The following is a 23396-nucleotide window of genomic DNA, read 5'->3' as shown; positions in this document are numbered from 1 at the left end:
CAGGATCCTGCCCGCTTTGACTTGTAGCTTGTAGCTTGAAGCTTGCCGCTCTCTCCGCAGGAGAGCTCCATGAACGTACTGATCATCGGCAGCGGCGGTCGTGAACACGCCCTGGCCTGGAAAGTGGCCCAGGACCCGCGCGTCGCCAAGGTCTTCGTCGCCCCGGGCAACGCCGGCACCGCCACCGAAGCCAAGTGCGAGAACGTCGCCATCGACGTGCTGGCCATCGAGCAACTGGCCGACTTCGCCGCTGCCAACGTGCAGCTGACCATCGTCGGCCCCGAGGCCCCGCTGGTCAAAGGCGTGGTCGACCTGTTCCGCGCCCGTGGCCTGGCCATCTTCGGCCCCACCGCCGGCGCCGCCCAGCTGGAAGGCTCCAAGGCCTTCACCAAGGATTTCCTCGCCCGCCACAAGATTCCCACCGCCGACTACCAGAACTTCACCGAAGTCGAGCCGGCCCTGGCCTATCTGCGCGAGAAGGGTGCCCCCATCGTGGTCAAGGCCGACGGCCTGGCCGCCGGCAAGGGCGTGATCGTCGCCATGACCCTGAGCGATGCCGAGGACGCCGTGCGTGACATGCTCTCCGGCAACGCCTTCGGCGACGCCGGTGCCCGCGTGGTGATCGAGGAGTTCCTCGACGGCGAGGAAGCCAGCTTCATCGTCATGGTCGACGGCCAGAACGTGCTGCCCATGGCCACCAGCCAGGACCACAAGCGCGTCGGCGACGCCGACACCGGCCCCAACACCGGCGGCATGGGCGCCTACTCCCCCGCCCCGGTGGTCACCCCCGCCGTGCACCAGCGCGTGATGGACGAGGTGATCTACCCCACCGTCCGCGGCATGGCCGAGGAAGGCAACGTCTACACCGGCTTCCTCTATGCCGGCCTGATGATCGACAAGAGCGGCGCGCCCAAGGTCATCGAGTTCAACTGCCGCTTCGGCGACCCGGAGACCCAGCCCATCATGGTGCGCCTGGAAAGCTCCCTGGTCCTGCTGGTCGAGGCCGCCCTGGCCAAGGCCCTGGACAAGGTCGAAGCCACCTGGGACCCGCGTCCCACCGTCGGCGTGGTCATCGCTGCGGGCGGCTACCCGGGCGACTACGCCAAGGGTGACGTCATCGAAGGCCTGGCCGACGCCGCCGCGCTGGACGGCAAGGTGTTCCACGCCGGCACCGCCCTCAAGGACGGCCAGGTGGTCACCGCCGGTGGCCGCGTGCTCTGCGCCACGGCGATCGGCCCGACCGTCTCCGAAGCCCAGCAGCAGGCCTACCGCCTGGCCGAGAAGATCAGCTGGAATGGCAGTTTCCATCGCACGGACATCGGCTACCGCGCCATCGCCCGCGAACGCGGCGAGGATTGAAGGTAAATAACCGGTAAACCTGCGGAAGAGGCGGCCATATGGCCGCCTTTGTCATATTCCGCAGGCCGGTGCTTGGCTATAATCCCGCCACTCACCCACGAAGGGACTTCGCCCGTGCGCCGGCTCAGGATTGCCATCGGTCTTAGCGTCAGCCTGCTGCTGACCCTGCTCTGCCTGCCCTCGGTGCAAGCCGGGGAGCGCGCGCACTGGAGCATGCTTCTCGACCCCACGGCCAGCCTGCAGCTCGAAGACATCCGCGCCCAGCAATCCGCCTCGCAGTTCACCCCCGTCGACCTTCAGCGCCTCTACACACCCGGCGGCACCAGCGCCCTCTGGCTGCACCACCGTCTGCAACCGGGCGATCACGAGCAGTTGCTGCGGGTCTTCGCGCCCTACCTGTCCCTGCTCGACCTGTACGTCGTCCGTGGCAACGAGATCATCGACCACACCCGCACCGGCAGCCGCCTGCCCTACAGCGACCGCCCGCTGCCCAGCCGTGACTTCCTCCTGCCGCTGCCCATGCGCAGCGAGCCCCTGGACCTGTACCTGCGGCTCGCCTCCGAGCACGCCCTGCGCCCGACCATCGCCCTGCAATCGGCCGTGGAAATGGCCGCCGATGACAGCCGCCCGCTGCTCTTCGGCCTGCTCATCGGCAGCCTGCTGATGCTCGTGGTGCACAACCTCCTGCGCTTCGGCTATGCCCGTGCCACCAGCGGCCTGTGGCTGGCCGCCACCCAGCTGTGCCTGGTGGGCACAGCGCTCAGCCTGCTGGGCATCAGCGCCCCCTGGCTGCGCGGCTGGCAGAGCGCGCAGCCGCAGATCGCCAACCTGTCGATGCTGCTGGCGATGCTGTGTGCCCTCGCCTTCACCGGCAGCTTCTTCCGCAAGGTGCGCCCCAGTACACCGCTCAACGGCATCCTCATCGGCGAGATGGTGCTCATCGGGGTCATCGGCATGCTGCTGATGATCGCCACCGACCTGATGTTCAACCAGCTGGTCTACGCCATGGCGGCGCTCACCGGCCTGAGCATCCTCGTCGTCTCCACGCACCACTGGCGTCGCGGCTACCGCCCGGCACGCATGTTCACCGTGGCGCTGCTGGTCTACTGCATCGCCTTCATCGGCGCCCTGCCGGCCCTGTTCGGCTACTGGTCGGTGCAGTCCGACTGGCTGGCCTTCGCCCTGCTGGGCGTGACCGCCATCAGCGGCGTGCTGATGAGCATCGCCATGAGCGAGCGCCAGCGGCGCATCCTCCTCGACGATTTCAGCGTCAGCCGCGAAGCCGCCGCCAGCTCCGCCGAGCTCAAGGCCAAGGGCGAGTTCCTGGCCAAGATCAGCCACGAGATCCGCACCCCCATGAACGGCGTGCTGGGCATGACCGAGCTGCTGCTCGGCACCCCGCTGTCGGCCAAGCAGCGCGACTACGTGCAGACCATCCACAGCTCCGGCAACGAGCTGCTCACCCTGATCAACGAGATCCTCGACATCTCCAAGCTCGAATCCGGGCAGATCGAGCTGGACGACGTGCAATTCGACCTCAACGCCCTGATCGACGACTGCCTGGACATCTTCCGCGCCAAGGCCGAGCAGCAGAAGGTCGAACTGATCAGCTTCATGCAGCCCCAGGTGCCGCGCGTCATCAGCGGCGACCCGACGCGCCTGCGCCAGGCCCTGCTGAGCCTGCTGGACAACGCCTTCAAGCAGACCGACGAGGGCGAGATCCTCCTCGTGGTGGCCCTGGACACCAGCGGCAACGAACCGCGCCTGCGCATCGCCGTGCAGGACAGCGGCCGCCCGCTCGAAGCCAGCGAGCGCGACGCCCTGCTCAACGCCGAGCTGCACAGCAAGGACTTCCTCTCCGCCACCAAGCTCGGCGGCCGCCTGGGCCTGATCATCGCCCGCCAGCTGGTGCGCCTGATGGACGGCGAGTTCGGCGTGCAGACCGGCGGCAACCAGGGCAGCACCCTGTGGCTGACCCTGCCGCTGGACAGCGAGCGCCTGGAACAACCCGCCTCCGACTTCGACGGCCCGCTGCAGGGCGCACGGCTGCTGGTGGTGGACGACAACGACACCTGCCGCAAGGTGTTGATGCAGCAGTGCAGCGCCTGGGGCCTGCACGTCAGCGCCGTGCCCTCCGGCAAGGAGGCCCTGGCCCTGCTGCGCACCAAGGCCCACCTGCGCGAGTACTTCGACGTGGTGCTGCTGGACCAGGACATGCCCGGCATGACCGGCATGCAGCTGGCCGCCAAGATCAAGGAAGACCCGAGCCTCAACCACGACATCCTGATCATCATGCTCACCGGCATCAGCAACGCGCCGAGCAAGATCATCGCCCGCAATGCCGGCATCAAGCGCATCCTCGCCAAGCCGGTGGCCGGCTACACCCTCAAGACCACCCTCGCCGACGAGCTCAACCAGCGCGCCGCCGGCGGCGCGGCGGCCCTGCCCGGCTCCCAGGTCAGCACCCCGCTCAACGTGCCCAACGACTTCCGCATCCTGGTGGCCGAGGACAACAGCATCTCCACCAAGGTCATCCGCGGCATGCTCAGCAAGCTCAACCTGCAGCCGGACACCGCCAGCAATGGCGAGGAAGCCCTCAGCGCGATGAAGAACCAGCAGTACGACCTGGTGCTGATGGACTGCGAGATGCCGGTGCTGGACGGCTTCTCCGCCACCGAGATGCTGCGCAACTGGGAAAGCGAGGAACAGCGCCCGCGCACCCCGGTGGTCGCCCTCACCGCGCACATCCTCACCGAACACAAGGAACGCGCCCGCCAGGCCGGCATGGACGGCCACATGGCCAAGCCGGTCGAACTGTCGCAACTGCGCGAGCTGATCGAACACTGGGTCGCCGAAAAGGAAATGCGCCGCCAGCACGAGCCCGACAGCGCGCTGCACTCCTGATCCCCCGTAGCCCGGGCTTCAGCCCGGGGCTCCGCCCGCGAATGAATTCGCTCCTACGAGAGCGGCGGCGCTGCGCACCGCTTGGCGACCGAAGTCGCCCCTACAAAGGCCTCACGCCCGCGCGCCGGACATGACCGCTGCGTAGGGTGGATGACGCTCTTTTCATCCACCAGGCGGGGTCGGGCCTGGCATGCCGATGAGCCTGGGAGAGCGGTGGGCTGAAGCCCACCCTACGCCCACCCTACGCCCGCTCTACGCCCGCTCTACACCACGCCCTCGCGCTGACACGACGCACCCCACATCTGGCGGCGTGCCGGCGTATGATTGCCCCTCGCCAGGGCGACCCGGATCAACGGGCGCAACCCTCGGCACCTCCTACAATCACAGCACTCACCCCTCACGAGCCCGCCCGATGCTCTCCATGATGTTCAGCCTGTACCTGAAGATGCTGGTGCTCTACAGCCCCTTCTTCGTCCTTTCCTGCTTCATCGGCCTGACCCGAGGCTACACGGTCAAGGAGCGCAAGAAGCTCGCCTGGAAGGTCGCCCTCGGCACCCTGGTGGCCAGCGCCCTGCTGTACCTGTTCGGCCAGGCCATCTTCAACGTCTTCGGCATCACCATCGACGCCTTCCGCATCGGTGCCGGCGCCGTGCTGTTCATCTCCGCCCTCGGCATGGCCCAGGGCAAGCCGGCGGTGCAGGCCGACAACGTCCAGCAGGACGTCACCATCGTGCCGCTGACCATCCCCCTCACCGTCGGCCCCGGCACCATCGGCGCCATGCTGGTGATGGGCGCCGGCCACGTGCACTGGAACGACAAGTTCACCGCCCTCGTCGCCATCGCCTTCGCCAGCGCCACCGTCGGCGTGGTGCTCTACCTCTCCAACCGCATCGAACGCATCCTCGGCGAGCAGGGCCTGCAGATCGTCAGCCGCCTGATGGGCCTGTTCGTCTGCGCCCTCGCCGCGCAGATCATCTTCACCGGGGTGAAGAACTACCTGGCGCCCTGAAAGCGTGCACCCCGCTACCTGACCGACCGTTCAGCTTGCCGCCGCGCACCGCAATGGAGCGCGGCGAATTCCGACGAATTCGCCGAAAAAACCCGCGAAGCCCTCTGAATCAAGCCTTTAGCGCCCTTGGCACGGATGCTGCCAATGCACTGACAGCAGTACAGATGACCGTACTGATGACCCCATTTCGGTCCCATCCCACTGTCATTGCATGGACAGCCAAGGAGGCTCTACATGAAACGCCGTCCCTTCCTGAAATCGACCCTCGCCGCCAGCGCCCTGGTGCTGACCGGCCTGTTCCCCTTCTCCCTGCAGGCCGCCGAGACCATCAAGGTCGGCATCCTGCATTCGCTGTCCGGCACCATGGCCATCTCCGAGACCTCGCTTAAGGACATGGCGCTGATGACCATCGACGAGATCAACGCCAAGGGCGGCATCAACGGCAAGAAGCTGGAACCGGTGGTGGTCGACCCCGCGTCCAACTGGCCGCTGTTCGCCGAGAAGGCCCGCCAGCTGCTGACCAAGGACAAGGTGGACGTGGTCTTCGGCTGCTGGACCTCGGTGTCGCGCAAATCCGTGCTGCCGGTGTTCGAGGAGCTCAACGGCCTGCTCTTCTACCCGGTGCAGTACGAGGGTGAAGAGCTCTCGCCCAACGTCTTCTACACCGGCGCCGCACCGAACCAGCAGGCCATCCCGGCGGTGGAATACCTGATGAGCGAAGACGGCGGCGGCGCCAAGCGCTACTTCCTGCTGGGCACCGACTACGTCTACCCGCGCACCACCAACAAGATCCTGCGCAGCTTCCTGCACAGCAAGGGCGTGGCGGACAAGGACATCGAAGAGGTCTACACCCCCTTCGGCCACAGCGACTACCAGACCATCGTCGCCAACATCAAGAAGTTCTCCGCCGGCGGCAAGACCGCGGTGATCTCCACCGTCAACGGCGACTCCAACGTGCCCTTCTACAAGGAGCTGGCCAACCAGGGCATCGAGGCAACCGACATCCCGGTGGTGGCCTTCTCCGTGGGCGAGGAAGAACTGCGCGGCATCGACACCAAGCCGCTGGTGGGCCAGCTGGCCGCCTGGAACTACTTCGAATCCGTGGATAACCCGGTGAACAGCAAGTTCGTCACCGACTGGAAGGCCTACGCCAAGGCCAAGAACCTGCCCAACTACCAGACCGCCGTCACCAACGACCCCATGGAAGCCACCTACGTCGGCATCCACATGTGGGCCCAGGCGGTCGAGAAGGCCGGCACCACCGATGTCGACAAGGTCCGCGAAGCCATGGCCGGCCAGACCTTCGCCGCGCCGTCCGGCTACACCCTGACCATGGACAAGACCAACCACCACCTGCACAAGCCGGTGATGATCGGCGAGGTCCAGGAAGACGGTCAGTTCTCCGTGGTGTGGCAGACCGAAGGCCCGCTGCGCGCCCAGCCCTGGAGCCCCTTCATCCCCGGCAACGACAAGAAGCCGGACTATGCGGTGAAGAACTAAGCCGGAAGTCTTAGCCGGAAGCCTGAACCTGAAGCCGGAAGCCGGAAGCCTGAAGTACCTCACTTCCAGCTTCTAGCTTCTAGCTTCTAGCTTCCAGCCTCTAGCTTCCAGCTTCCAGCTTCCAGCTTCCGGTCCCCGCCGATAACGGAGCCTCCCTCTCCATGCCCACCTGCCTTCTCCGGATCTTCCTGTCCCTGGCCCTGTTGCTGCCCCTGGCGGCCCGGGCCGGTGACGCCAACGACTTCGCTGCCGCCAATCCGAGCCAGCAGGCCAAGCTGCTGGAACGCTGGGCCGCCCAGCCCGACGCCGCGCGCCAACCGCTGCTCGATGCGCTGCAACAGAATCGCTTCGCCATCGACGCCAAGCTGGCCTACTTCGAACAGGACGGCACCTGGCAGGCCGCCGAGGGCGACGCCGCCCCCGCCGCCACGCCGAAGAAGCTGCGCCTGAACAACCGCCTGCGCGGCCTGTTGATCATCACCCAGGCCAGCCACCAGCTGCTCGCCGCCGAACCCGCCGCACGCCTGGAGGCCGCCCGCCAGTTGCAGAAGAGCGCCAAGCCCGCGCAACTGCCGCTGCTCAACCAGCGCATGGTCGCCGAGGACGACTCCGCCGTGCGCGATGCCCTCAGCCTGGCCCTGGCCAACCTGCAACTGGTCGACCCCGACCCGGCCATCCGCCTCAACGCCGTGCGCCTGCTGGGCGAGACCGGCGACCCGCTGGCCCGTACCCGCCTCGAGGCGCTGCTCGACCCGTCGGTGGAAACCGACGCCACCGTGCGCACCGCCGCCGAGACCAGCCTGGCCCAGGTCAAGCGCCGGCTGGCGCTGGGCGAGGTGCTCGGCCAGGCCTTCAGCGGCCTGTCCCTGGGCTCCATCCTGCTGCTGGCCGCCCTGGGCCTGGCCATCACCTTCGGCCTGCTCGGGGTGATCAACATGGCCCACGGCGAGATGCTGATGCTCGGCGCCTACTCCACCTACATCGTGCAGCTGATGTTCCAGCGCCTGGCACCGGACCTGCTGGCCCTCTACCCGCTGGTGGCGCTGCCGGTGGCCTTCTGCGTCACCGCCGCCATCGGCATGGCCCTGGAGCGCACGGTGATCCGCCACCTCTACGGCCGCCCGCTGGAAACCCTGCTGGCCACCTGGGGCATCAGCCTGATGCTGATCCAGTTGGTGCGCGTGGTGTTCGGCGCGCAGAACGTCGAAGTGGCCAACCCGGCCTGGCTCTCCGGCGGCATCCAGGTGTTGCCCAACCTGGTGCTGCCGTACAACCGCATCGTCATCATCGGCTTCGCCCTGTTCGTGGTGGCGCTGACCTGGCTGCTGCTCAACCGCACGCGCCTGGGCCTCAACGTCCGCGCCGTCACCCAGAACCGCAACATGGCCGCCTGCTGCGGCGTGCCCACCGGCCGCGTCGACATGCTCGCCTTCGGCCTCGGCTCCGGCATCGCCGGGCTCGGCGGCGTGGCCCTCTCGCAGATCGGCAACGTCGGCCCCGACCTCGGCCAGAGCTACATCATCGATTCCTTCCTGGTGGTGGTGCTCGGCGGCGTCGGCCAGCTGGCCGGCAGCGTGCTGGCGGCCTTCGGCCTGGGCGTGGCGAACAAGATCCTGGAGCCTTCGATCGGCGCCGTGCTGGGCAAGATCCTGATCCTCGCGCTGATCATTCTCTTCATCCAGAAACGCCCGCAGGGCCTCTTCGCACTGAAAGGACGGGTGATCGACTGATGAACCAGCCCCTGACCCTCACCGCCGCGCAGAAGGCCGGCCCGAAAGTCACCCTGGGCGTCGGCGCCCTGGTGCTCGCCGTGCTGATCGCCCTGCCGCTGCTGCACCTGCTGCCGGCCGACAGCCCGCTGCAGGTCTCCGCCTACACCCTCACCCTGGTGGGCAAGATCCTCTGCTACGCCATCGTCGCCCTGGCCCTGGACCTGGTCTGGGGCTATGCCGGGCTGCTGTCCCTGGGCCATGGGCTGTTCTTCGCCCTGGGCGGCTACGCCATGGGCATGTACCTGATGCGCCAGAGCGCCGGCGACGGCCTGCCGGCCTTCATGAGCTTCCTCGCCTGGAGCGAGTTGCCCTGGTACTGGGCCGGCACCTCCAGCTTCCTCTGGGCCCTGTGCCTGGTGGTGCTCGCCCCCGGCCTGCTGGCCCTGGTGTTCGGCTTCTTCGCCTTCCGCTCGCGGATCAAGGGCGTGTACTTCTCGATCATGACCCAGGCCCTGACCTTCGCCGGCATGCTGCTGTTCTTCCGCAACGAGACCGGCTTCGGCGGCAACAACGGCTTCACCGACTTCAAGCGCATCCTCGGCTTCGACATCACCGCGCCGGGCACCCGCGCCGTGCTGTTCCTGGCCACGGTGGCGCTGCTGGTGTGCGCCCTGCTGCTCGGCTGGCGCCTGTCGAAGAGCAAGTTCGGCCGCGTGCTCACCGCCCTGCGCGATGCCGAGAACCGCCTGATGTTCTGCGGCTACGACCCGCGCGGCTACAAGCTGTTCATCTGGGTGCTGTCGGCCGTGCTCTGCGGCCTGGCCGGCGCGCTGTACGTGCCCCAGGTGGGCATCATCAACCCCAGCGAGATGTCGCCGACCAACTCCATCGAGGCCGCCGTCTGGGTGGCCCTGGGCGGGCGCGGCTCGCTCATCGGCCCGCTGCTGGGCGCCGGCCTGGTCAACGGCATGAAGAGCTGGTTCACCGTGGCCTTCCCGGAATACTGGCTGTTCTTCCTCGGCGCCCTGTTCATCGTCGTCACCCTGTTCCTGCCCAAGGGCCTGTTCGGCCTGCTGCGCAAGGAGAAGGATCAATGAGAGCGACCCCGGTACCCGAACTCATGCTCGAACCCGCCTACGACCCCAACAGCGACGCCGGCACCGGCCGTGACGCCCTCGGCCTCGGCCAGAGCGCCGGCAAGGGCCTGAACACCCGCCACGGCACCATCCTCACGCTGGAGGACATCAGCGTCAGCTTCGATGGCTTCAAGGCGCTCAACGACCTCAACCTGTACATCGGCGTCGGCGAGCTGCGCTGCATCATCGGCCCCAACGGCGCGGGCAAGACCACGCTGATGGACGTGATCACCGGCAAGACCCGCCCCACCACCGGCAGCGCCTGGTTCGGCGAGACCCTGGACCTGACCCGCATGAGCGAGGTCGAGATCGCCCAGGCCGGCATCGGCCGCAAGTTCCAGAAGCCCACGGTGTTCGAGGCGCTCAGCGTGTTCGAGAACCTGGAGCTGGCGCAGAAGACCGACAAGTCGGTGTGGGCCAGCCTGCGCGCCACGCTCACCGGCGAGCAGAAGGACCGCATCGACGAGGTGCTCGCCACCATCCGCCTGCAGGACTCGCGACGCCGCCCGGCGGGCCTCCTGTCCCACGGCCAGAAGCAGTTCCTGGAGATCGGCATGCTGCTGATGCAGGACCCGCAACTGCTGCTGCTCGACGAACCGGTGGCGGGCATGACCGACGCCGAGACCGAATTCACCGCCGAGCTGTTCAAGGGCCTGGCCGGCAAGCACTCGCTGATGGTGGTGGAGCACGACATGGGCTTCGTCGGCAGCATCGCCGACCACGTCACCGTGCTGCACCAGGGGCATGTGCTGGCGGAAGGGTCGCTGGCGGACGTGCAGGCGAATGAACAGGTGATCGAGGTTTATCTGGGGCGCTGACGCGCCAGCTGCAAGCTGCAAGCTGCAAGCTGCAAGCTGCAAAACGATGCTGACCCGCTTTTTCTTGTGGCTTGAAGCTTGGCGCTTGAGGCTGCAGCCACTGAGGAATTCAACCGTGCTTCAAGTCCATCAGCTGCATCAATACTACGGCGGCAGCCACATCCTCCGCGGCCTGTCGTTCGAGGTGAAGGTCGGCGAGGTCACCTGCCTGCTCGGGCGCAACGGGGTGGGCAAGACCACCCTGCTGAAATGCCTCATGGGCCTGATCCCGGCCAAGGAAGGCGCGGTGAACTGGGAGGGCAAGCCGATCACCGCTTCCAAGCCGCACCAGCGCGTGCACGCCGGCATCGCCTACGTGCCCCAGGGCCGCGAGATCTTCCCGCGCCTGACGGTGGAGGAGAACCTGCTGATGGGCCTGTCCCGCTTCAGCGCCCAGCAAGCCAAGGCGGTGCCCGAGTTCATCTACGAGCTGTTCCCGGTGCTGCGGGAGATGAAGCACCGCCGCGGCGGCGACCTCTCCGGCGGCCAGCAGCAACAACTGGCCATCGGCCGCGCCTTGGCCAGCCGGCCGCGCCTGCTGATCCTCGACGAGCCCACCGAAGGCATCCAGCCCTCGGTAATCAAGGAGATCGGCGCGGTGATCCGCAAGCTGGCCGAACGTGGCGACATGGCCATCCTGCTGGTGGAGCAGTTCTACGACTTCGCCGCCGAGCTGGCCGACCAGTACCTGGTGATGAGCCGTGGCGAAATCATCCAGCAGGGGCGCGGGAAACACATGGAGGCCGAGGGCGTGCGCGGTCTGGTGACGATCTGACCGCGGGCGCGTGCACCGGATGGGTTCAGGGCACGCCTCTTGCTTTGCCCGGTCGGTCAACTATTTCGCGGATGCCCCCACAGCCATGAACCTGCCCGCAGCCCTGTTCACGCCGAGCTGGCACGCCGAGCTGGAGCTGGGTTACGCCCGACGGGACGAACGCACCATTCCGGTGCTGCGCCGCCACCTCGGCCCCCTGAGGGTGCAAAAGCACCTCCATGCCGAGGGCCCCGAGGTGTGCCAGCACATCATCGTGCACCCGCCCGGCGGCATCGCCGGGGGTGATCGCCTGGACATCACCGCCCAGGTAGGCGACGGCGCCTGGGCCCAGCTCACCAGCCCCGGCGCGGCCAAGTGGTACCGCGCCCGCAGCCCGGCCTTCCAGACGCTCGCCCTGCGCGTCGAAGCCGGCGCCACCCTGGAATGGCTGCCCCAGGAAACCATCGTCTTCTCCGGCGCCCAGGCCGAGCTGTCCACCCGCATCGACCTGGCCGCCGACGCCCGCCTGTTCTACTGGGACGTGGTCGCCCTCGGCCGCCCCGCCGCCGGCGAGCGCTTCGCCGGCGGCCACTTCCAGGCCCAGCTGGATATCCGCCGCGATGGCCGTGCCCTGTGGCACGAACGCCAGCGCATCAGCGGCGACGACGGCCTGCTCGACTCGCCCATCGGCCTCGCCGGGCAACCGGTGTTCGCCACCCTGATCGCCACCGGCCAGCTCGACCCGGAGCGGCTGGAACGCTGCCGCGAACTGTCCTCTTCCGTGCGCGGCGACCTGACCCAACTGCCCGGCCTGCTGGTGGCCCGCTGCCTGGCCGGCGAAGCCCTGCATGCGCGCGCCTGGCTGATCGACCTCTGGCGCCTGTTGCGCCCTGCCCTGCTCGGCCGCGAAGCCGTGCCACCGCGAATCTGGAGTACCTGATGGACCTCACCCCGAGAGAGAAAGACAAGCTGCTGATCTTCACCGCCGGCCTGGTCGCCGAGCGGCGCCTGGCCCGTGGCGTGAAGCTCAACTACCCGGAAGCGATGGCGTTCATCTCCGCCGCCCTGCTCGAAGGCGCCCGCGACGGTCGCACCGTGGCCGAGCTGATGCACGTCGGCACCACGCTGCTGAGCCGCGACCAGGTGATGGAAGGCGTGCCGGAGATGATCCCGGAGATCCAGATCGAAGCCACCTTCCCCGACGGCACCAAGCTGGTGACCGTCCACCAACCCATCGCCTGAGGACGTCGTCCCATGCCTACTGCGCTTGCCCATGCTGCGCTCGCTACGGCCTTGAGCGACCTCCTGGAGACCCGAAATGATCATCCGTGACGCCAGCGAAGCCGACCTGCCCGGCATCCTGGCCATCTACAACGACGCCGTGGAGCACACCACGGCGATCTGGAACGAGACCCTGGTGGACCTGGCCAACCGCCGCGCCTGGCTGGCCGAGCGCACGGCAGCGGGGTTCCCGGTGCTGGCGGCGCATGACGCTGCCGGCGAGGTGGTCGGCTACGCCAGCTACGGCGCCTGGCGACCCCATGACGGCTACAAGCACACCGTCGAGCACTCGGTGTACGTGCGCGCCGACCAGCGCGGCAAGGGCCTCGGCCCGCAGCTGATGCAGGCACTGATCGAACGGGCCCGGTCGGCCGGACTGCATGTGATGGTGGGGGCCATCGAGTCCGAGAATGCCGCCTCCATCCGCTTGCACCAGCGCCTCGGCTTCACCACCACCGGCCAGATGCCCCAGGTCGGCCGCAAGTTCGGCCGCTGGCTGGACCTCACCTTCATGCAACTCATCCTGGAGTGACTCCCATGATTCCCGGCGAATACCAGATCCAGGACGGCGAGATCGAACTCAATGCCGGCCGCCGCACCCTGAGGCTCTCCGTGGCCAACAGCGGCGACCGGCCGATCCAGGTCGGCTCGCACTACCACTTCTTCGAGACCAACGACGCCCTGGCCTTCGACCGCGCCGCCGCGCGCGGCATGCGCCTGAACATCCCCGCCGGCACCGCCGTGCGCTTCGAACCGGGCCAGAGCCGCGAGGTGGAACTGGTGGACCTCGCCGGCGCGCGCCGGGTGTTCGGCTTTGCCGGAAGGGTAATGGGCGATCTTTGATAGAGCGCTGAAAGCCGGAAGCTCGAAGCTGGAAGCAGACCGCGCCGGCTGATGCTTCCAGCTTCTGGCTTCAAGCTTCCAGCTATTCGGGAACCGAGATATGAAAATCAGCAGAAAGGCATATTCCGACATGTTCGGCCCCACCGTCGGCGACAAGGTGCGCCTGGCCGACACCGAGCTGTGGATCGAGGTCGAGAAGGACTTCACCACCTACGGCGAGGAAGTGAAGTTCGGCGGCGGCAAGGTGATCCGCGACGGCATGGGCCAGGGCCAGCTGCTGGCCGCCGAGGTGGTCGACACGCTGATCACCAATGCGCTGATCATCGACCACTGGGGCATCGTCAAGGCCGACGTGGGCCTGAAGGACGGGCGTATCGCGGCGATCGGCAAGGCCGGCAACCCGGACATCCAGCCCGACGTCACCATCGCCATCGGCGCCAGCACCGAGGTGATCGCCGGCGAGGGCATGATCCTCACCGCCGGCGGCATCGACACCCACATCCACTTCATCTGCCCGCAGCAGATCGAAGAGGCGCTCATGAGCGGCGTCACCACCATGATCGGCGGCGGCACCGGGCCGGCCACCGGCACCAACGCCACCACCTGCACCTCCGGCCCCTGGCACATGGCGCGCATGCTCCAGGCCGCCGACGCCTTCCCGATGAACATCGGTTTCACCGGCAAGGGCAACGCCTCGCTGCCCGAACCCTTGATCGAGCAGGTGAAGGCCGGCGCCATCGGCCTCAAGCTGCACGAGGACTGGGGCACCACCCCGGCGGCCATCGACAACTGCCTGAGCGTCGCCGACCTGTACGACGTGCAGGTGGCCATCCACACCGACACCCTCAACGAGTCGGGCTTCGTCGAGACCACCCTCGGCGCCTTCAAGGGCCGCACCATCCACACCTACCACATCGAAGGCGCGGGCGGCGGCCACGCCCCGGACATCATCAAGGCCTGCGGCTTCTCCAACGTGCTGCCCAGCTCCACCAACCCGACCCGGCCCTTCACCCGCAACACCATCGACGAGCACCTGGACATGCTCATGGTCTGCCACCACCTGGACCCGAGCATCGCCGAGGACGTGGCCTTCGCCGAGAGCCGCATCCGCCGCGAGACCATCGCCGCCGAGGACATCCTCCACGACCTCGGCGCCTTCAGCATGATCAGCTCCGACAGCCAGGCCATGGGCCGCGTGGGCGAGGTGATAACCCGCACCTGGCAGACCGCCGACAAGATGCACAGGCAGCGCGGCCCGCTGGAAGGCGACGGCGCCGGCAACAGCAACTTCCGGGTCAAGCGCTACATCGCCAAGTACACCATCAACCCGGCCATCACCCATGGCATCAGCCATGAAGTGGGCTCCATCGAGGTGGGCAAGTGGGCCGACCTGGTGCTCTGGCGCCCGGCCTTCTTCGGCGTGAAGCCGACGCTGATCCTCAAGGGCGGGGCCATCGCCGCGAGCCTGATGGGCGACGCCAACGCCTCCATCCCCACCCCGCAACCGGTGCACTACCGGCCGATGTTCGGAAGCTTCGCCGGCAGCCGCCATGCCACCAGCATCACCTTCATCAGCCAGGCCGCGCTGGAGGCCGGCGTGCCCGAACAACTCGGCCTGAAGAAACGCATCGCCGTGGTCAAGGGCTGCCGCAGCGTGCAGAAGCAGGACCTGATCCACAACGACTACACCCCGGACATCGACGTGGACCCGCAGACCTACCAGGTCAAGGCCGACGGCCAGTTGCTCTGGTGCGAACCCGCCGAGGTGCTGCCGATGGCGCAGCGGTATTTCCTGTTCTGAAGGCTTGCGCCCATCCCCCTGTCGCCACGGCGGGGGATGAACACCCTGTGCTAGGTTTCGCCATTTCCCCGCACCGGGAGCCCGTCATGCCCCAGCCCCGCCCCGCCCTCCCCGACGCGTTGCTCAAGCTCCCGCCCGCTGAACGCATCCAGTTGGCCGAAGACCTCTGGGACAGCGTCGCCGCCCACCCCGAAAACCTCCCGCCGTTGACCGACGAGGAACGTCGCGAAATCGACCGGCGCCTGGCCGCCCACGACACCGCCCCGGAAACCGCCATCGACTGGGAAGACGTGCGCAAACGGCTCTGGTCCGGCCAGGCGTGAAGGTCAGGTTCCGCCCGGAAGCCGAACTCGAGCTGATACAGGCCCGCGACTGGTATGCCGCCTGCGCCCCGGCCTCGGCCGCGAATTCCTCGGGGCGCTCGATACCTGCCTGGAAGGGGTCCTGCTTTATCCAAAGGCCCACCCTCTCGTACACGGCGAAGTCCGACGTGCCCTGTTCCGACAATTTCCCTACAGCCTGGCCTTTCGCGTCGAAACCGACGGCATCCGGTGATTTCTTGCCGGCATTACCGGCAAAAGCCCATTTTCCGGGGCTGAGCGCCGCGCCAGAATTGACTCGATGGCAATTTGCCGTGCCGTGAACTCCCCCACGCAATGCCTTGTTACGAAACGCTATAGTCAGGCAACTACACCGGACGGTGTAGGCCGAGGCCTTGCCAGGTACACGAAAAATGCCGCCAAGCGCGGCCTAAAAAGGGAGTTTTCTATGGAATGGTATTTGAAGTGCATCAAGCAGCATTACTTCGACTTTAACGGTCGCGCGCGTCGCAAGGAGTACTGGATGTTCACCCTGGTGAACGTCGTGATCTCCATCGCGCTTTTCGTGATCCTCGGCCTGATCAGCGAAAACCTGGCCCTGCTGGCCAACCTGTACAGCCTCGCGGTGCTGCTGCCGGCCCTGGGCGTGACCGCGCGTCGCCTGCACGACATCGGCAAGAGCGGCTGGTGGATGCTGATCGCCCTGGTTCCGATCCTCGGCAGCCTGTTCCTGCTGTTCCTGCTGGTCCAGGACAGCGTGCCGGAGACCAACGCCTACGGTCCCAACCCCAAGGCCTGATGGCGGGTTCCCGTCGCCCTGGCGGGAACCTACGGGACAGACGCCTGTCCCAGCGCAGTGGCCGGGAGTTCCCCCGGCCATGCCCATGGATGACCAGGAACGCCACAGGATGTCCGATACCCCCCTCCCCCGTTTCAAGGGCGGCCTCTTTGCCCTGATCGGCCTCGCGCTGCTCGCTGCGATGGCGATCCAGACCTCTTCCCGCGTGGGATTCCTGCAATCGGCCCTGGAGGCAGATGGCAGCGTCGTCGCGCTCAATGCAGGCGGCTCCCACCCCGAAATCGCCTTCACCGATGGCACCGGTACGCGCATCTCCTACCCCCAGGGGGGCTGGATCTACGGCTACCAGGTCGGCATGCAGGTGAAGGTTCACTACCAGGCCGACGCGCCGGCCACCTCGGCCGTGATCGACGATTTCGGCGCACTCTGGGGCACCCCGGCCTTCCTCGGCCTGCTGGGCTCCGTCTTCACGGTCACCGGACTGATGACCCTCTTCAGGCGCCCCCGTCACGACATCGCCTGAACCGCACCGCACAAGGAAGCAGCAATGCCGAAGATGCCCATTCCCCTGCCCGTCAATCCGAGCCGCTGGGGCTATGTCACCGCCAGTGGCGGCGGCCTGACCATCGCCTTCGTCGCCGGTGGCGGCGGTTCCATCACCCTGCGCTCGCCCGCCGGCGAGAACGTCAACCTGCGCTACGGCGGCCTCGGTGCCGGCGTGGGCATCGGTGCCAAGCTGCCGCGCTTCGGCAAGGTGGACATCAAGATCAAGGGCAAGAGCATCGGCGGTGCCGGCGCAGCGGAAGCCTTCCCCAGCGACGGCGCGGTCTTCGTCGCGGACGATCTGGTGGAGCGCGACCTGACCCGTGACGACATCACCGGCCCCTGCATGTACGTGGAAGTCGGCGCGGGCGTCGCCGTCGGCGTGTCGGGCACGGCGATGCTGTTCGGCCTGGACCCCAAGCTCTTGGCCGCGGTGATGCTGATGAACGCGAGCCCGGTGACCAGCCTCACCGTCTCGCCGATGCTGACCCGCCAGCTGATGCAGTCGGCGCGCGGCGCCCTGCTGATGGGGGGCGCCAATGTCGGCATCCAGGCCGGTGCCGGCGGCGCCGTCTACCTCGGCGCGCTGTTCTGAGCCGTCAGCGCAACTGGCTGTCCTTGCTGCCGCGCCGGTTGTAGCCGGCGTAGGCGGCGTTCTCGCGGTCGTGCTCGGCCTGGCATTTCACGCACAGCCGCACGCCCGGCACCGCCTCGCGGCGCGCCTGGGGAATGGGTGCATCGCATTCTTCGCAATGCGTCAGGCTCTCGCCCTTCGGTAACTGGCTGCGTGCCCGTTGCACGGCGTCTTCGATGGTGCTGTCGATCTGTTCCTGGACTGCGCCATCTCCCGCCCAACCACTGGCCATGCCGGCCTCCCATGCTGTCGAGGATTGACCCGATCAGTTATGGGGGCGGCGCTCGGCCTTTTGCAACACCCGGGGCCGGTGGGCGACAAGCGGAGGTCGTTCCGGGCTATTCCTTCACGTCCATGTATTCCCGCGCCCAGATGATGTAGTCCTCGGGCAGGGTGTACTTGTGGGTCAGCTCGGTGGCGCTCAGTTCGGAGGCGGCGGTGTCGATCTGGCGCTGCTCGCGCAGGCAGTCGTAGGTGGCCTTGATGGCGGCGAAGTAGGCGGCGTGGCCGTTGACCACGATGCGCACGCCCAGGTCGGCCAGGCGCTGGTTGTCACGCAGTTGCGGGTTGCCGTAGGTGACCAGCATCAGCGGCACGCTGAGGTGCGCGGCGATGGCTTCCAGGTGCTCGAAATCGGCGACGCCGACCATGCAGATACCGTCGGCCCCGGCAGCCTGGTAGGCCTTGGTGCGGGCGATCACCTCCTCGGTGGAGAGCACGCCGGCATGGGTGCGGGCGATGATCGACAGGTCCGGGTCGACACGCGCTTCCAGGGCTGCACGGATCTTGCCGACGCCCTCCTCGACGCTGATCAGGTCGGTGGACTTGCGCCCGAACTGGGCCGGCAGCAACGTGTCCTCGATGGTCAGCGCGGCGATGCCGGCACGCTCCAGCTCCACCACCGTACGCATGACGTTGAGGGCGTTGCCGTAGCCGTGGTCGGCATCGGCGATCACCGGCAGGCGGCTGACGCGGCCGATGCGCACGGCCTGCTCGACGAACTCGCTGAGGGTGATCAGCGCGAAGTCGGGGGCGGCCAGGACCTGCAGCGAGGCGACCGAGCCGCCGAGGATGCCGACTTCGAAGCCGAGGTCGGCGGCGATGCGGGCGGACATGGGGTCGAAGACGGATGCGGTGTGATAGCAGGTCTTCGAGTTCAACAGCGCACGAAAGGCCGTGCGCAACTCGTGGTGAGAGGCTCTTCGCATAGAGGTTCCAAACGACAGGTGCGGATAGTTGAAACGGGGATGCAAGTATCGCACCCCCGGTCACATTGTCCGACAACGATGGCAGCGGGATTACAGATTCTAGCCCCCGGGGCTTTCACCTGCCTTTAGCCGACCGGGCCTTGCACCGGTCGTAGGCACACGCCCTTGCCCAAGTGACGCGTTGCCACACCGGGTTCAACTTTTCCGGCGCCCCGACTACATTGCGCGCCCCGGCGAACGAATCGCCGGATGGAATACCCCGGGAGAACGACATGAAACACAGCATCAAGATGATCGCCGGCCTGCTGGCCGCACTGGCCATCGCCGGTTGCACCGGCACCCCGATGAAGACCCGGAACCTCGACAGCAGCCAGTACACCGTGATCGGCCACAGCGAGGCCAGCGCCACCGGGCTGCTGGTCGCCGGCTTCATTCCGGTCCGCCAGAACAGCCGCTTCGTGCGTGCCCAGAACGCCGCGATCAAGGCCAAGGGCGGCGATGCGATGATCAACACCCAGGTCCAGGAAGACTGGTTCTGGGCCTGGGTCCTGACCGGCTACACCACCACCGTTTCCGGTGACGTGGTCAAGCTGAACGGCAGCCACTAAGCCCTGTGCGAGGGCCGCCCGGCCCTCGCCCCGACCGCTCCGGAACCCCGCCCGATGCCGGACCTGATCCCCTACCTGAGCCTCTTCCTCGTCGCCTTCGGCGCCGCCACCCTGCTGCCGCTGCAGTCGGAAGCGGTGCTGGCCGGCCTGCTGCTGGCCGGTGGACAGCCAGCCTGGGCATTGCTGCTGGTGGCGACCCTCGGCAACGTGCTGGGCTCGCTGGTGAACTGGGTGCTGGGGCGGTTCCTGGCGGACTTCCGCCACAGGAAGTGGTTTCCCGTGTCCGAATCCGCCATCGAACGGGCGCAGACGACCTACCGCCGCTACGGGCGCTGGACCCTGCTGCTGTCATGGCTGCCGGTGATCGGCGACCCGCTGACCCTGGTGGCCGGGCTGATGCGCGAGTCGCCCTGGGTGTTCCTGCTGCTGGTGACCCTGGCCAAGGCCGGCCGCTACCTCGCGGTCGCGGCGCTGACCCTGGGCCTGGCCTGAGGCTATTTCTTCTTCAGGCACTCGCTGAGGAAGGCCTTGCGCTCGTCGCCCTTGAGCGCCTTCTCGCTGGCGGTCTTGTTGCAGCTGATCATCTTCTCCTGCTGGGTCGCCTTGAGGCAGTTGCTCATGAAGGTCTTGCGTGCATCGCCCTTGAGTTCCTGGGCGGTGGCCTCGGCGTTGCAGCTCTTCATCTTTTCCTGCTGGGTGGCGGCGAAACCCTGGCTGGCGGCCAGCATCGCGAGCAGGAGCAAGGGCAGGCGGATCGACTTCATGGGGCGGTCTCCCGGGGTGTCCGTGTGGGGGTGACGGGGGCGTCGCCTGGAGTCTAGCCACTGCGACGAACTGCGCCTCGCCGCCTGAGCAAAGCGCGCCCGGCTCGCGTACACTGCGCGGCCGTTTTTTCCACCGGACCTCTCGCGCCATGAGCAACCTCACCGCAGCCCGTGCCCTGGGCATCGACTTCGGCACCTCCAACTCCACCGTCGGCTGGTGGCGCCCGGACGTGGAGCCGCTGATCGCGCTGGAGGACGGCAAGATCACCCTGCCCTCGGTGATCTTCTTCAACATCGAGGAGCGTCGCCCCGTCTACGGCCGCCTGGCCCTGCACGAATACCTGGAAGGCTACGAAGGCCGCCTGATGCGCTCGCTCAAGAGCCTGCTGGGCTCGACCCTGCTCAAGAGCGAGACCACGGTGCTGGGCAGCGCGCTGCCGTTCAAGGACCTGCTGGGCCTGTTCATCGGCGAGCTGAAGAAGCGCGCCGAAGCCACCGCCGGCCATGAATTCGAGCAGGTGGTGCTGGGCCGCCCGGTGTTCTTCGTCGACGACGACCCGGCCGCCGACCAGGAAGCCCAGGCGACCCTGGTGGCGGTCGCCAACAAGCTCGGCTTCAAGGACGTCTCGTTCCAGTACGAACCCATCGCCGCCGCCTTCGACTACGAACGCGGCATCGCGCGCGAGGAACTGGTGCTGATCGTCGACATCGGCGGCGGCACCTCCGACTTCTCCCTCGTGCGCCTGTCCCCCGAGCGCCGCGACCTGGCCGACCGCCAGGCCGACATCCTCGCCACCGGCGGCGTGCACGTGGGCGGCACCGACTTCGACAAGCAGCTCTCGCTGGCCGGCGTCATGCCCGAATTCGGCTATGGCAGCCGCATGAAGAGCGACGCCTTCATGCCCACCAGCTACCACCTCAACCTGGCCACCTGGCACACCATCAACGCCGTCTACGCACAGAAGTCGCAGCTGTCTTTGAAGAACATGCGCTACGACATCGTCGACACGCGCGGCATCGACCGCCTGTTCCGCCTGATCGAACAGCGCGCCGGGCACTGGCTGGCGATGCAGGTGGAGGACAGCAAGATCGAGCTGACCGAGGCGCGCCACCGGGTGATCGACCTCGAGCGCATCGAGCCGGGCCTGCGCGTGGAACTGACCCGCCACCTGTTCGAGGACGCCATCGAGCCGTTGCTGCAACGCATCCGCGACAGCGTCACCCAGTTGCTGGCCGACGCCGGAGTGGGTGTCGAGCAGGTCGACACCGTGTTCTTCACCGGCGGTTCCAGCGGCATCCCCGCCCTGCGTGGCAGCGTTGCCGCGCTGCTGCCCAACGCCCGCCACGTCGAAGGCAACACCTTCGGCAGCATCGGCAGCGGCCTGGCCATCGAGGCGAAGAAGCGCTACGGCTGAACCGGGCGTCGGGCGCCCCGCGACGTTCGTGCGACGCTCCTGGCGCCCCCCTTGCCGGTGGATTAACGTCACCGGCATCGCCCACCCGAGGTCCTTTCCATGAAACGCCTGCTCACCTGCCTTCCCTTCCTCCTTCTCGCCGGCTGCGGCCTCGGCGAGACCGCCGCCACCGGTGCGGCCCAGGCCAAGCTGCAAGCCGAGCAGGCCCAGCAGGCCCAGCAGCAGATGGACCAGCTCAAGCAGCAGATCGACCAGGCCAACGCCGTCAACCAGCAGCGCCTGCAGGACGCCGAGAAGGCGGGCCAGTAGCGCGACGGCAAATTCTTCGAACTCGCCTGGCCCCTCGCCACTCGAAACTCGTGAAGCCAATCAGGCCGTTGAAGATCAGCTCACACGAGGAACCCACCATGTACAAGGAAACGCTCGCCGCAGTGTTCGTGCTGGCATCGGTAGCAGGTTGCAGCACCAAGTTCGAGAACCCCACCGACTACGTCACCTACCGCCACGAACCCCTGGTCGAGAAGGTGCAGGACGGCATGAGCAAGGACGAGGTGCTGACCATCGGCGGCCCGCCGTCCACCGAGATCCAGCGCACCGTGCACCCCGGCACCTGCAACAACTACGTGCTGAACAAGGAAGGCCACCAGCAGGCCTACTACGTCAGCTTCAACGACGCGGGCCGGGTCGACAGCAAGGGCTTCATGACCTGCGAGCAATGGCAGAAGCACGAAGCCGAGGCGGCGAAGATCTGATGCTTCGCGGCGCCCGGGCTGCCGGGCGCCGCAGTGGCCAAATGCCAGAATTGCCAACGAGCGCACAGCCCCGAAGCGAATAAATAGCGAACCGGCGCGCCTCGCTGATGTCCAAGCGCTGTTATTTACAGCGGATCATCAAGGACCTTCAGCATGTTCATGCGCGCGCTCCTGCTCGCGGCCGCTCTGGGCTCGATGTCCGGCTGCGCCACCAAGATCGAGAACCCGACCGACTACATCACCTACCGCAACGAACCCGTGGTGCGGCAGGTGGAAGAGGGCATGACCAAGGAGCAGGTCCAGGCCATCGGCGGGCGCCCCTCCTCCATCGTCCAGCGCAGCGTCCACCCCGGTTCCTGCAACAACTACATCCTCAACCACGAGGGGCACCAGCAGGCGTATCACGTCAGCTTCGGCGCCGCCGGCCGTGTCCAGCACAGCGGCTTCATGACCTGCCGCCAGCGCGAGGACGTCGAGCGCCAACGCCTCGACTGAACGCCCTGCCGGCCACAGATTTCCTAAACTTTCCCGCTTCGTATCACTCACATTCCAGGTAGGGCCGCAACGCCAATGGCCGCCAGAGCCAGGCACCAGGCCCGATTAGCCAAGGAGAAACGTGATGAGTGACGTACAACTTACCGATGTGAACACCCTGCGCCAGCGCGCCCGGCAAAACGTGCTGGACGGCGCTGTGACCGAGGGCTACCACGCAGACCGCCCCACCGTGCTGCGCCTGCTCAACGAGGCGCTGGCCACCGAGCTGGTCTGCTACCTGCGCTACAAGCGCCACTACTACATGGCCACTGGCCTGAAGGCGAGCATCGCCGCCAGCGAGTTCCTCGAACACGCGCAGCAGGAACAGCAGCATGCCGACCGCCTGGCCGAACGCATCGTGCAACTGGGGGGCGAGCCGGACTTCAACCCCGCCGGCCTGGAAGCCCGCTCCCATGCCCAATACGTCGCCGGAGAAAACCTGCGCGAGATGGTCACCGAAGACCTGATCGCCGAGCGCATCGCCGTCGACAGCTACCGCGAGATCATCCAGTACCTCGGCGACAAGGACCCGACCACCCGCCGCCTGTTCGAGGAAATCCTCGAGCAGGAGGAAGAACACGCCGACGACATGGCCGATATCCTCGCCGACCTGAAGTAACCCCTCCCCCGCCTCGTAGCCCGGGCTCCGGCCCGGGTCACGGC

General features: G+C 67.1%; 27 protein-coding genes. 24 read left to right on the top strand and 3 right to left on the bottom strand.

What is annotated here, in order from left to right:
• Positions 1-69 precede the first annotated feature (69 nt).
• The 17 genes from purD (at position 70) to ACYJSS_RS04865 (ending at position 17413) form a co-directional block, all read left to right on the top strand.
• Entirely contained in the window at positions 70-1359 is a 1290-nt protein-coding gene (gene purD, locus ACYJSS_RS04945) for a phosphoribosylamine--glycine ligase (RefSeq protein ID WP_111264728.1), read from the top strand.
• A gap of 114 nt (positions 1360-1473) precedes the next feature.
• A complete protein-coding gene (locus ACYJSS_RS04940; RefSeq protein WP_111264727.1) occupies positions 1474-4263 on the top strand; it encodes a hybrid sensor histidine kinase/response regulator in 2790 nt (929 codons plus the stop codon).
• Between the two features lie 412 nt (positions 4264-4675).
• Positions 4676-5272, top strand: coding sequence for a MarC family protein (locus ACYJSS_RS04935; RefSeq protein ID WP_111264678.1), 597 nt, complete (start codon positions 4676-4678; stop codon positions 5270-5272).
• A gap of 234 nt (positions 5273-5506) precedes the next feature.
• Positions 5507-6772: an urea ABC transporter substrate-binding protein gene (urtA, locus tag ACYJSS_RS04930; RefSeq protein WP_111264677.1), complete on the top strand. Its 1266-nt coding sequence runs from the start codon at positions 5507-5509 to the stop codon at positions 6770-6772.
• A 161-nt stretch (positions 6773-6933) separates the two neighbouring features.
• Positions 6934-8502, top strand: coding sequence for an urea ABC transporter permease subunit UrtB (urtB, locus tag ACYJSS_RS04925; RefSeq protein WP_111264676.1), 1569 nt, complete (start codon positions 6934-6936; stop codon positions 8500-8502).
• Entirely contained in the window at positions 8502-9581 is a 1080-nt protein-coding gene (urtC, locus tag ACYJSS_RS04920; protein WP_111264675.1) for an urea ABC transporter permease subunit UrtC, read from the top strand. The genes urtB and urtC overlap by 1 nt, the downstream gene beginning before the upstream one ends.
• Positions 9578-10438: an urea ABC transporter ATP-binding protein UrtD gene (urtD, locus tag ACYJSS_RS04915; RefSeq protein ID WP_111264674.1), complete on the top strand. Its 861-nt coding sequence runs from the start codon at positions 9578-9580 to the stop codon at positions 10436-10438. The genes urtC and urtD overlap by 4 nt, the downstream gene beginning before the upstream one ends.
• Before the next feature lie 115 nt (positions 10439-10553).
• Entirely contained in the window at positions 10554-11252 is a 699-nt protein-coding gene (urtE, locus tag ACYJSS_RS04910; protein WP_111264673.1) for an urea ABC transporter ATP-binding subunit UrtE, read from the top strand.
• Positions 11253-11337: 85 nt separating this feature from the next.
• The gene (locus tag ACYJSS_RS04905) at positions 11338-12171 is read left to right on the top strand and encodes an urease accessory protein UreD (protein WP_111264672.1); all 834 of its coding nucleotides are present in this window, start codon (positions 11338-11340) and stop codon (positions 12169-12171) included.
• Positions 12171-12473, top strand: a complete 303-nt coding sequence (gene ureA / locus ACYJSS_RS04900) for an urease subunit gamma (protein ID WP_111264671.1) — start codon at positions 12171-12173, stop codon at positions 12471-12473. Before ACYJSS_RS04905 ends, ureA begins: the two co-directional genes overlap by 1 nt.
• Before the next feature lie 76 nt (positions 12474-12549).
• Positions 12550-13044, top strand: coding sequence for a GNAT family N-acetyltransferase (locus ACYJSS_RS04895; protein WP_111264670.1), 495 nt, complete (start codon positions 12550-12552; stop codon positions 13042-13044).
• Between the two features lie 5 nt (positions 13045-13049).
• On the top strand, positions 13050-13355 hold the full coding sequence (locus ACYJSS_RS04890) for an urease subunit beta (RefSeq protein ID WP_111264669.1): 306 nt from the start codon (positions 13050-13052) through the stop codon (positions 13353-13355).
• 100 nt (positions 13356-13455) lie between these two features.
• Positions 13456-15156 (top strand): urease subunit alpha, encoded by a 1701-nt coding sequence (ureC, locus tag ACYJSS_RS04885; protein WP_236204309.1) that lies wholly within the window; start codon positions 13456-13458, stop codon positions 15154-15156.
• Between the two features lie 86 nt (positions 15157-15242).
• Positions 15243-15479: an addiction module protein gene (locus ACYJSS_RS04880; protein WP_236204310.1), complete on the top strand. Its 237-nt coding sequence runs from the start codon at positions 15243-15245 to the stop codon at positions 15477-15479.
• 445 nt (positions 15480-15924) lie between these two features.
• Positions 15925-16275 (top strand): DUF805 domain-containing protein, encoded by a 351-nt coding sequence (locus ACYJSS_RS04875; RefSeq protein WP_111264633.1) that lies wholly within the window; start codon positions 15925-15927, stop codon positions 16273-16275.
• Positions 16276-16384: 109 nt separating this feature from the next.
• Positions 16385-16798, top strand: coding sequence for a DUF3592 domain-containing protein (locus ACYJSS_RS04870; protein ID WP_111264634.1), 414 nt, complete (start codon positions 16385-16387; stop codon positions 16796-16798).
• A 24-nt stretch (positions 16799-16822) separates the two neighbouring features.
• Positions 16823-17413: a hypothetical protein gene (locus tag ACYJSS_RS04865; protein WP_111264635.1), complete on the top strand. Its 591-nt coding sequence runs from the start codon at positions 16823-16825 to the stop codon at positions 17411-17413.
• A gap of 4 nt (positions 17414-17417) precedes the next feature.
• Here the strand turns inward: ACYJSS_RS04865 and ACYJSS_RS04860 are convergent, their stop codons facing one another.
• Positions 17418-17684 (bottom strand): DksA/TraR family C4-type zinc finger protein, encoded by a 267-nt coding sequence (locus tag ACYJSS_RS04860; RefSeq protein ID WP_111264636.1) that lies wholly within the window; start codon positions 17682-17684, stop codon positions 17418-17420.
• A gap of 106 nt (positions 17685-17790) precedes the next feature.
• Entirely contained in the window at positions 17791-18660 is an 870-nt protein-coding gene (locus ACYJSS_RS04855) for an isocitrate lyase/PEP mutase family protein (RefSeq protein ID WP_111264637.1), read from the bottom strand.
• 272 nt (positions 18661-18932) lie between these two features.
• Between ACYJSS_RS04855 and ACYJSS_RS04850 the strand changes: the two genes are divergently transcribed.
• Positions 18933-19268: a hypothetical protein gene (locus tag ACYJSS_RS04850; protein WP_236204311.1), complete on the top strand. Its 336-nt coding sequence runs from the start codon at positions 18933-18935 to the stop codon at positions 19266-19268.
• Positions 19269-19322: 54 nt separating this feature from the next.
• Positions 19323-19760, top strand: coding sequence for a YqaA family protein (locus ACYJSS_RS04845; RefSeq protein ID WP_111264638.1), 438 nt, complete (start codon positions 19323-19325; stop codon positions 19758-19760).
• A 2-nt stretch (positions 19761-19762) separates the two neighbouring features.
• Here the strand turns inward: ACYJSS_RS04845 and ACYJSS_RS04840 are convergent, their stop codons facing one another.
• The gene (locus tag ACYJSS_RS04840) at positions 19763-20032 is read right to left on the bottom strand and encodes a PsiF family protein (RefSeq protein WP_111264639.1); all 270 of its coding nucleotides are present in this window, start codon (positions 20030-20032) and stop codon (positions 19763-19765) included.
• 149 nt (positions 20033-20181) lie between these two features.
• On the opposite strand from ACYJSS_RS04840, the gene ACYJSS_RS04835 reads away from it, so the two are divergent.
• The 5 genes from ACYJSS_RS04835 (at position 20182) to ACYJSS_RS04815 (ending at position 23352) form a co-directional block, all read left to right on the top strand.
• Complete coding sequence (locus ACYJSS_RS04835; RefSeq protein ID WP_111264640.1) at positions 20182-21447, top strand: Hsp70 family protein; 1266 nt, start codon at positions 20182-20184, stop codon at positions 21445-21447.
• Positions 21448-21546: 99 nt separating this feature from the next.
• Positions 21547-21756 carry a hypothetical protein gene (locus tag ACYJSS_RS04830; RefSeq protein ID WP_111264641.1) on the top strand — a complete coding sequence of 70 codons (210 nt, stop codon included), beginning with the start codon at positions 21547-21549 and terminating at the stop codon, positions 21754-21756.
• Between the two features lie 98 nt (positions 21757-21854).
• Entirely contained in the window at positions 21855-22199 is a 345-nt protein-coding gene (gene osmE / locus ACYJSS_RS04825; protein ID WP_111264642.1) for an osmotically-inducible lipoprotein OsmE, read from the top strand.
• Between the two features lie 153 nt (positions 22200-22352).
• The gene (gene osmE / locus ACYJSS_RS04820; protein ID WP_236204312.1) at positions 22353-22694 is read left to right on the top strand and encodes an osmotically-inducible lipoprotein OsmE; all 342 of its coding nucleotides are present in this window, start codon (positions 22353-22355) and stop codon (positions 22692-22694) included.
• A gap of 124 nt (positions 22695-22818) precedes the next feature.
• On the top strand, positions 22819-23352 hold the full coding sequence (locus tag ACYJSS_RS04815; protein WP_111264644.1) for a ferritin-like domain-containing protein: 534 nt from the start codon (positions 22819-22821) through the stop codon (positions 23350-23352).
• The last annotated feature ends 44 nt before the right edge of the window (positions 23353-23396 follow it).

This window comes from Pseudomonas sp. No.21, from assembly GCF_054558415.1.
This window is presented reverse-complemented; position numbering and strand designations above follow the sequence as displayed.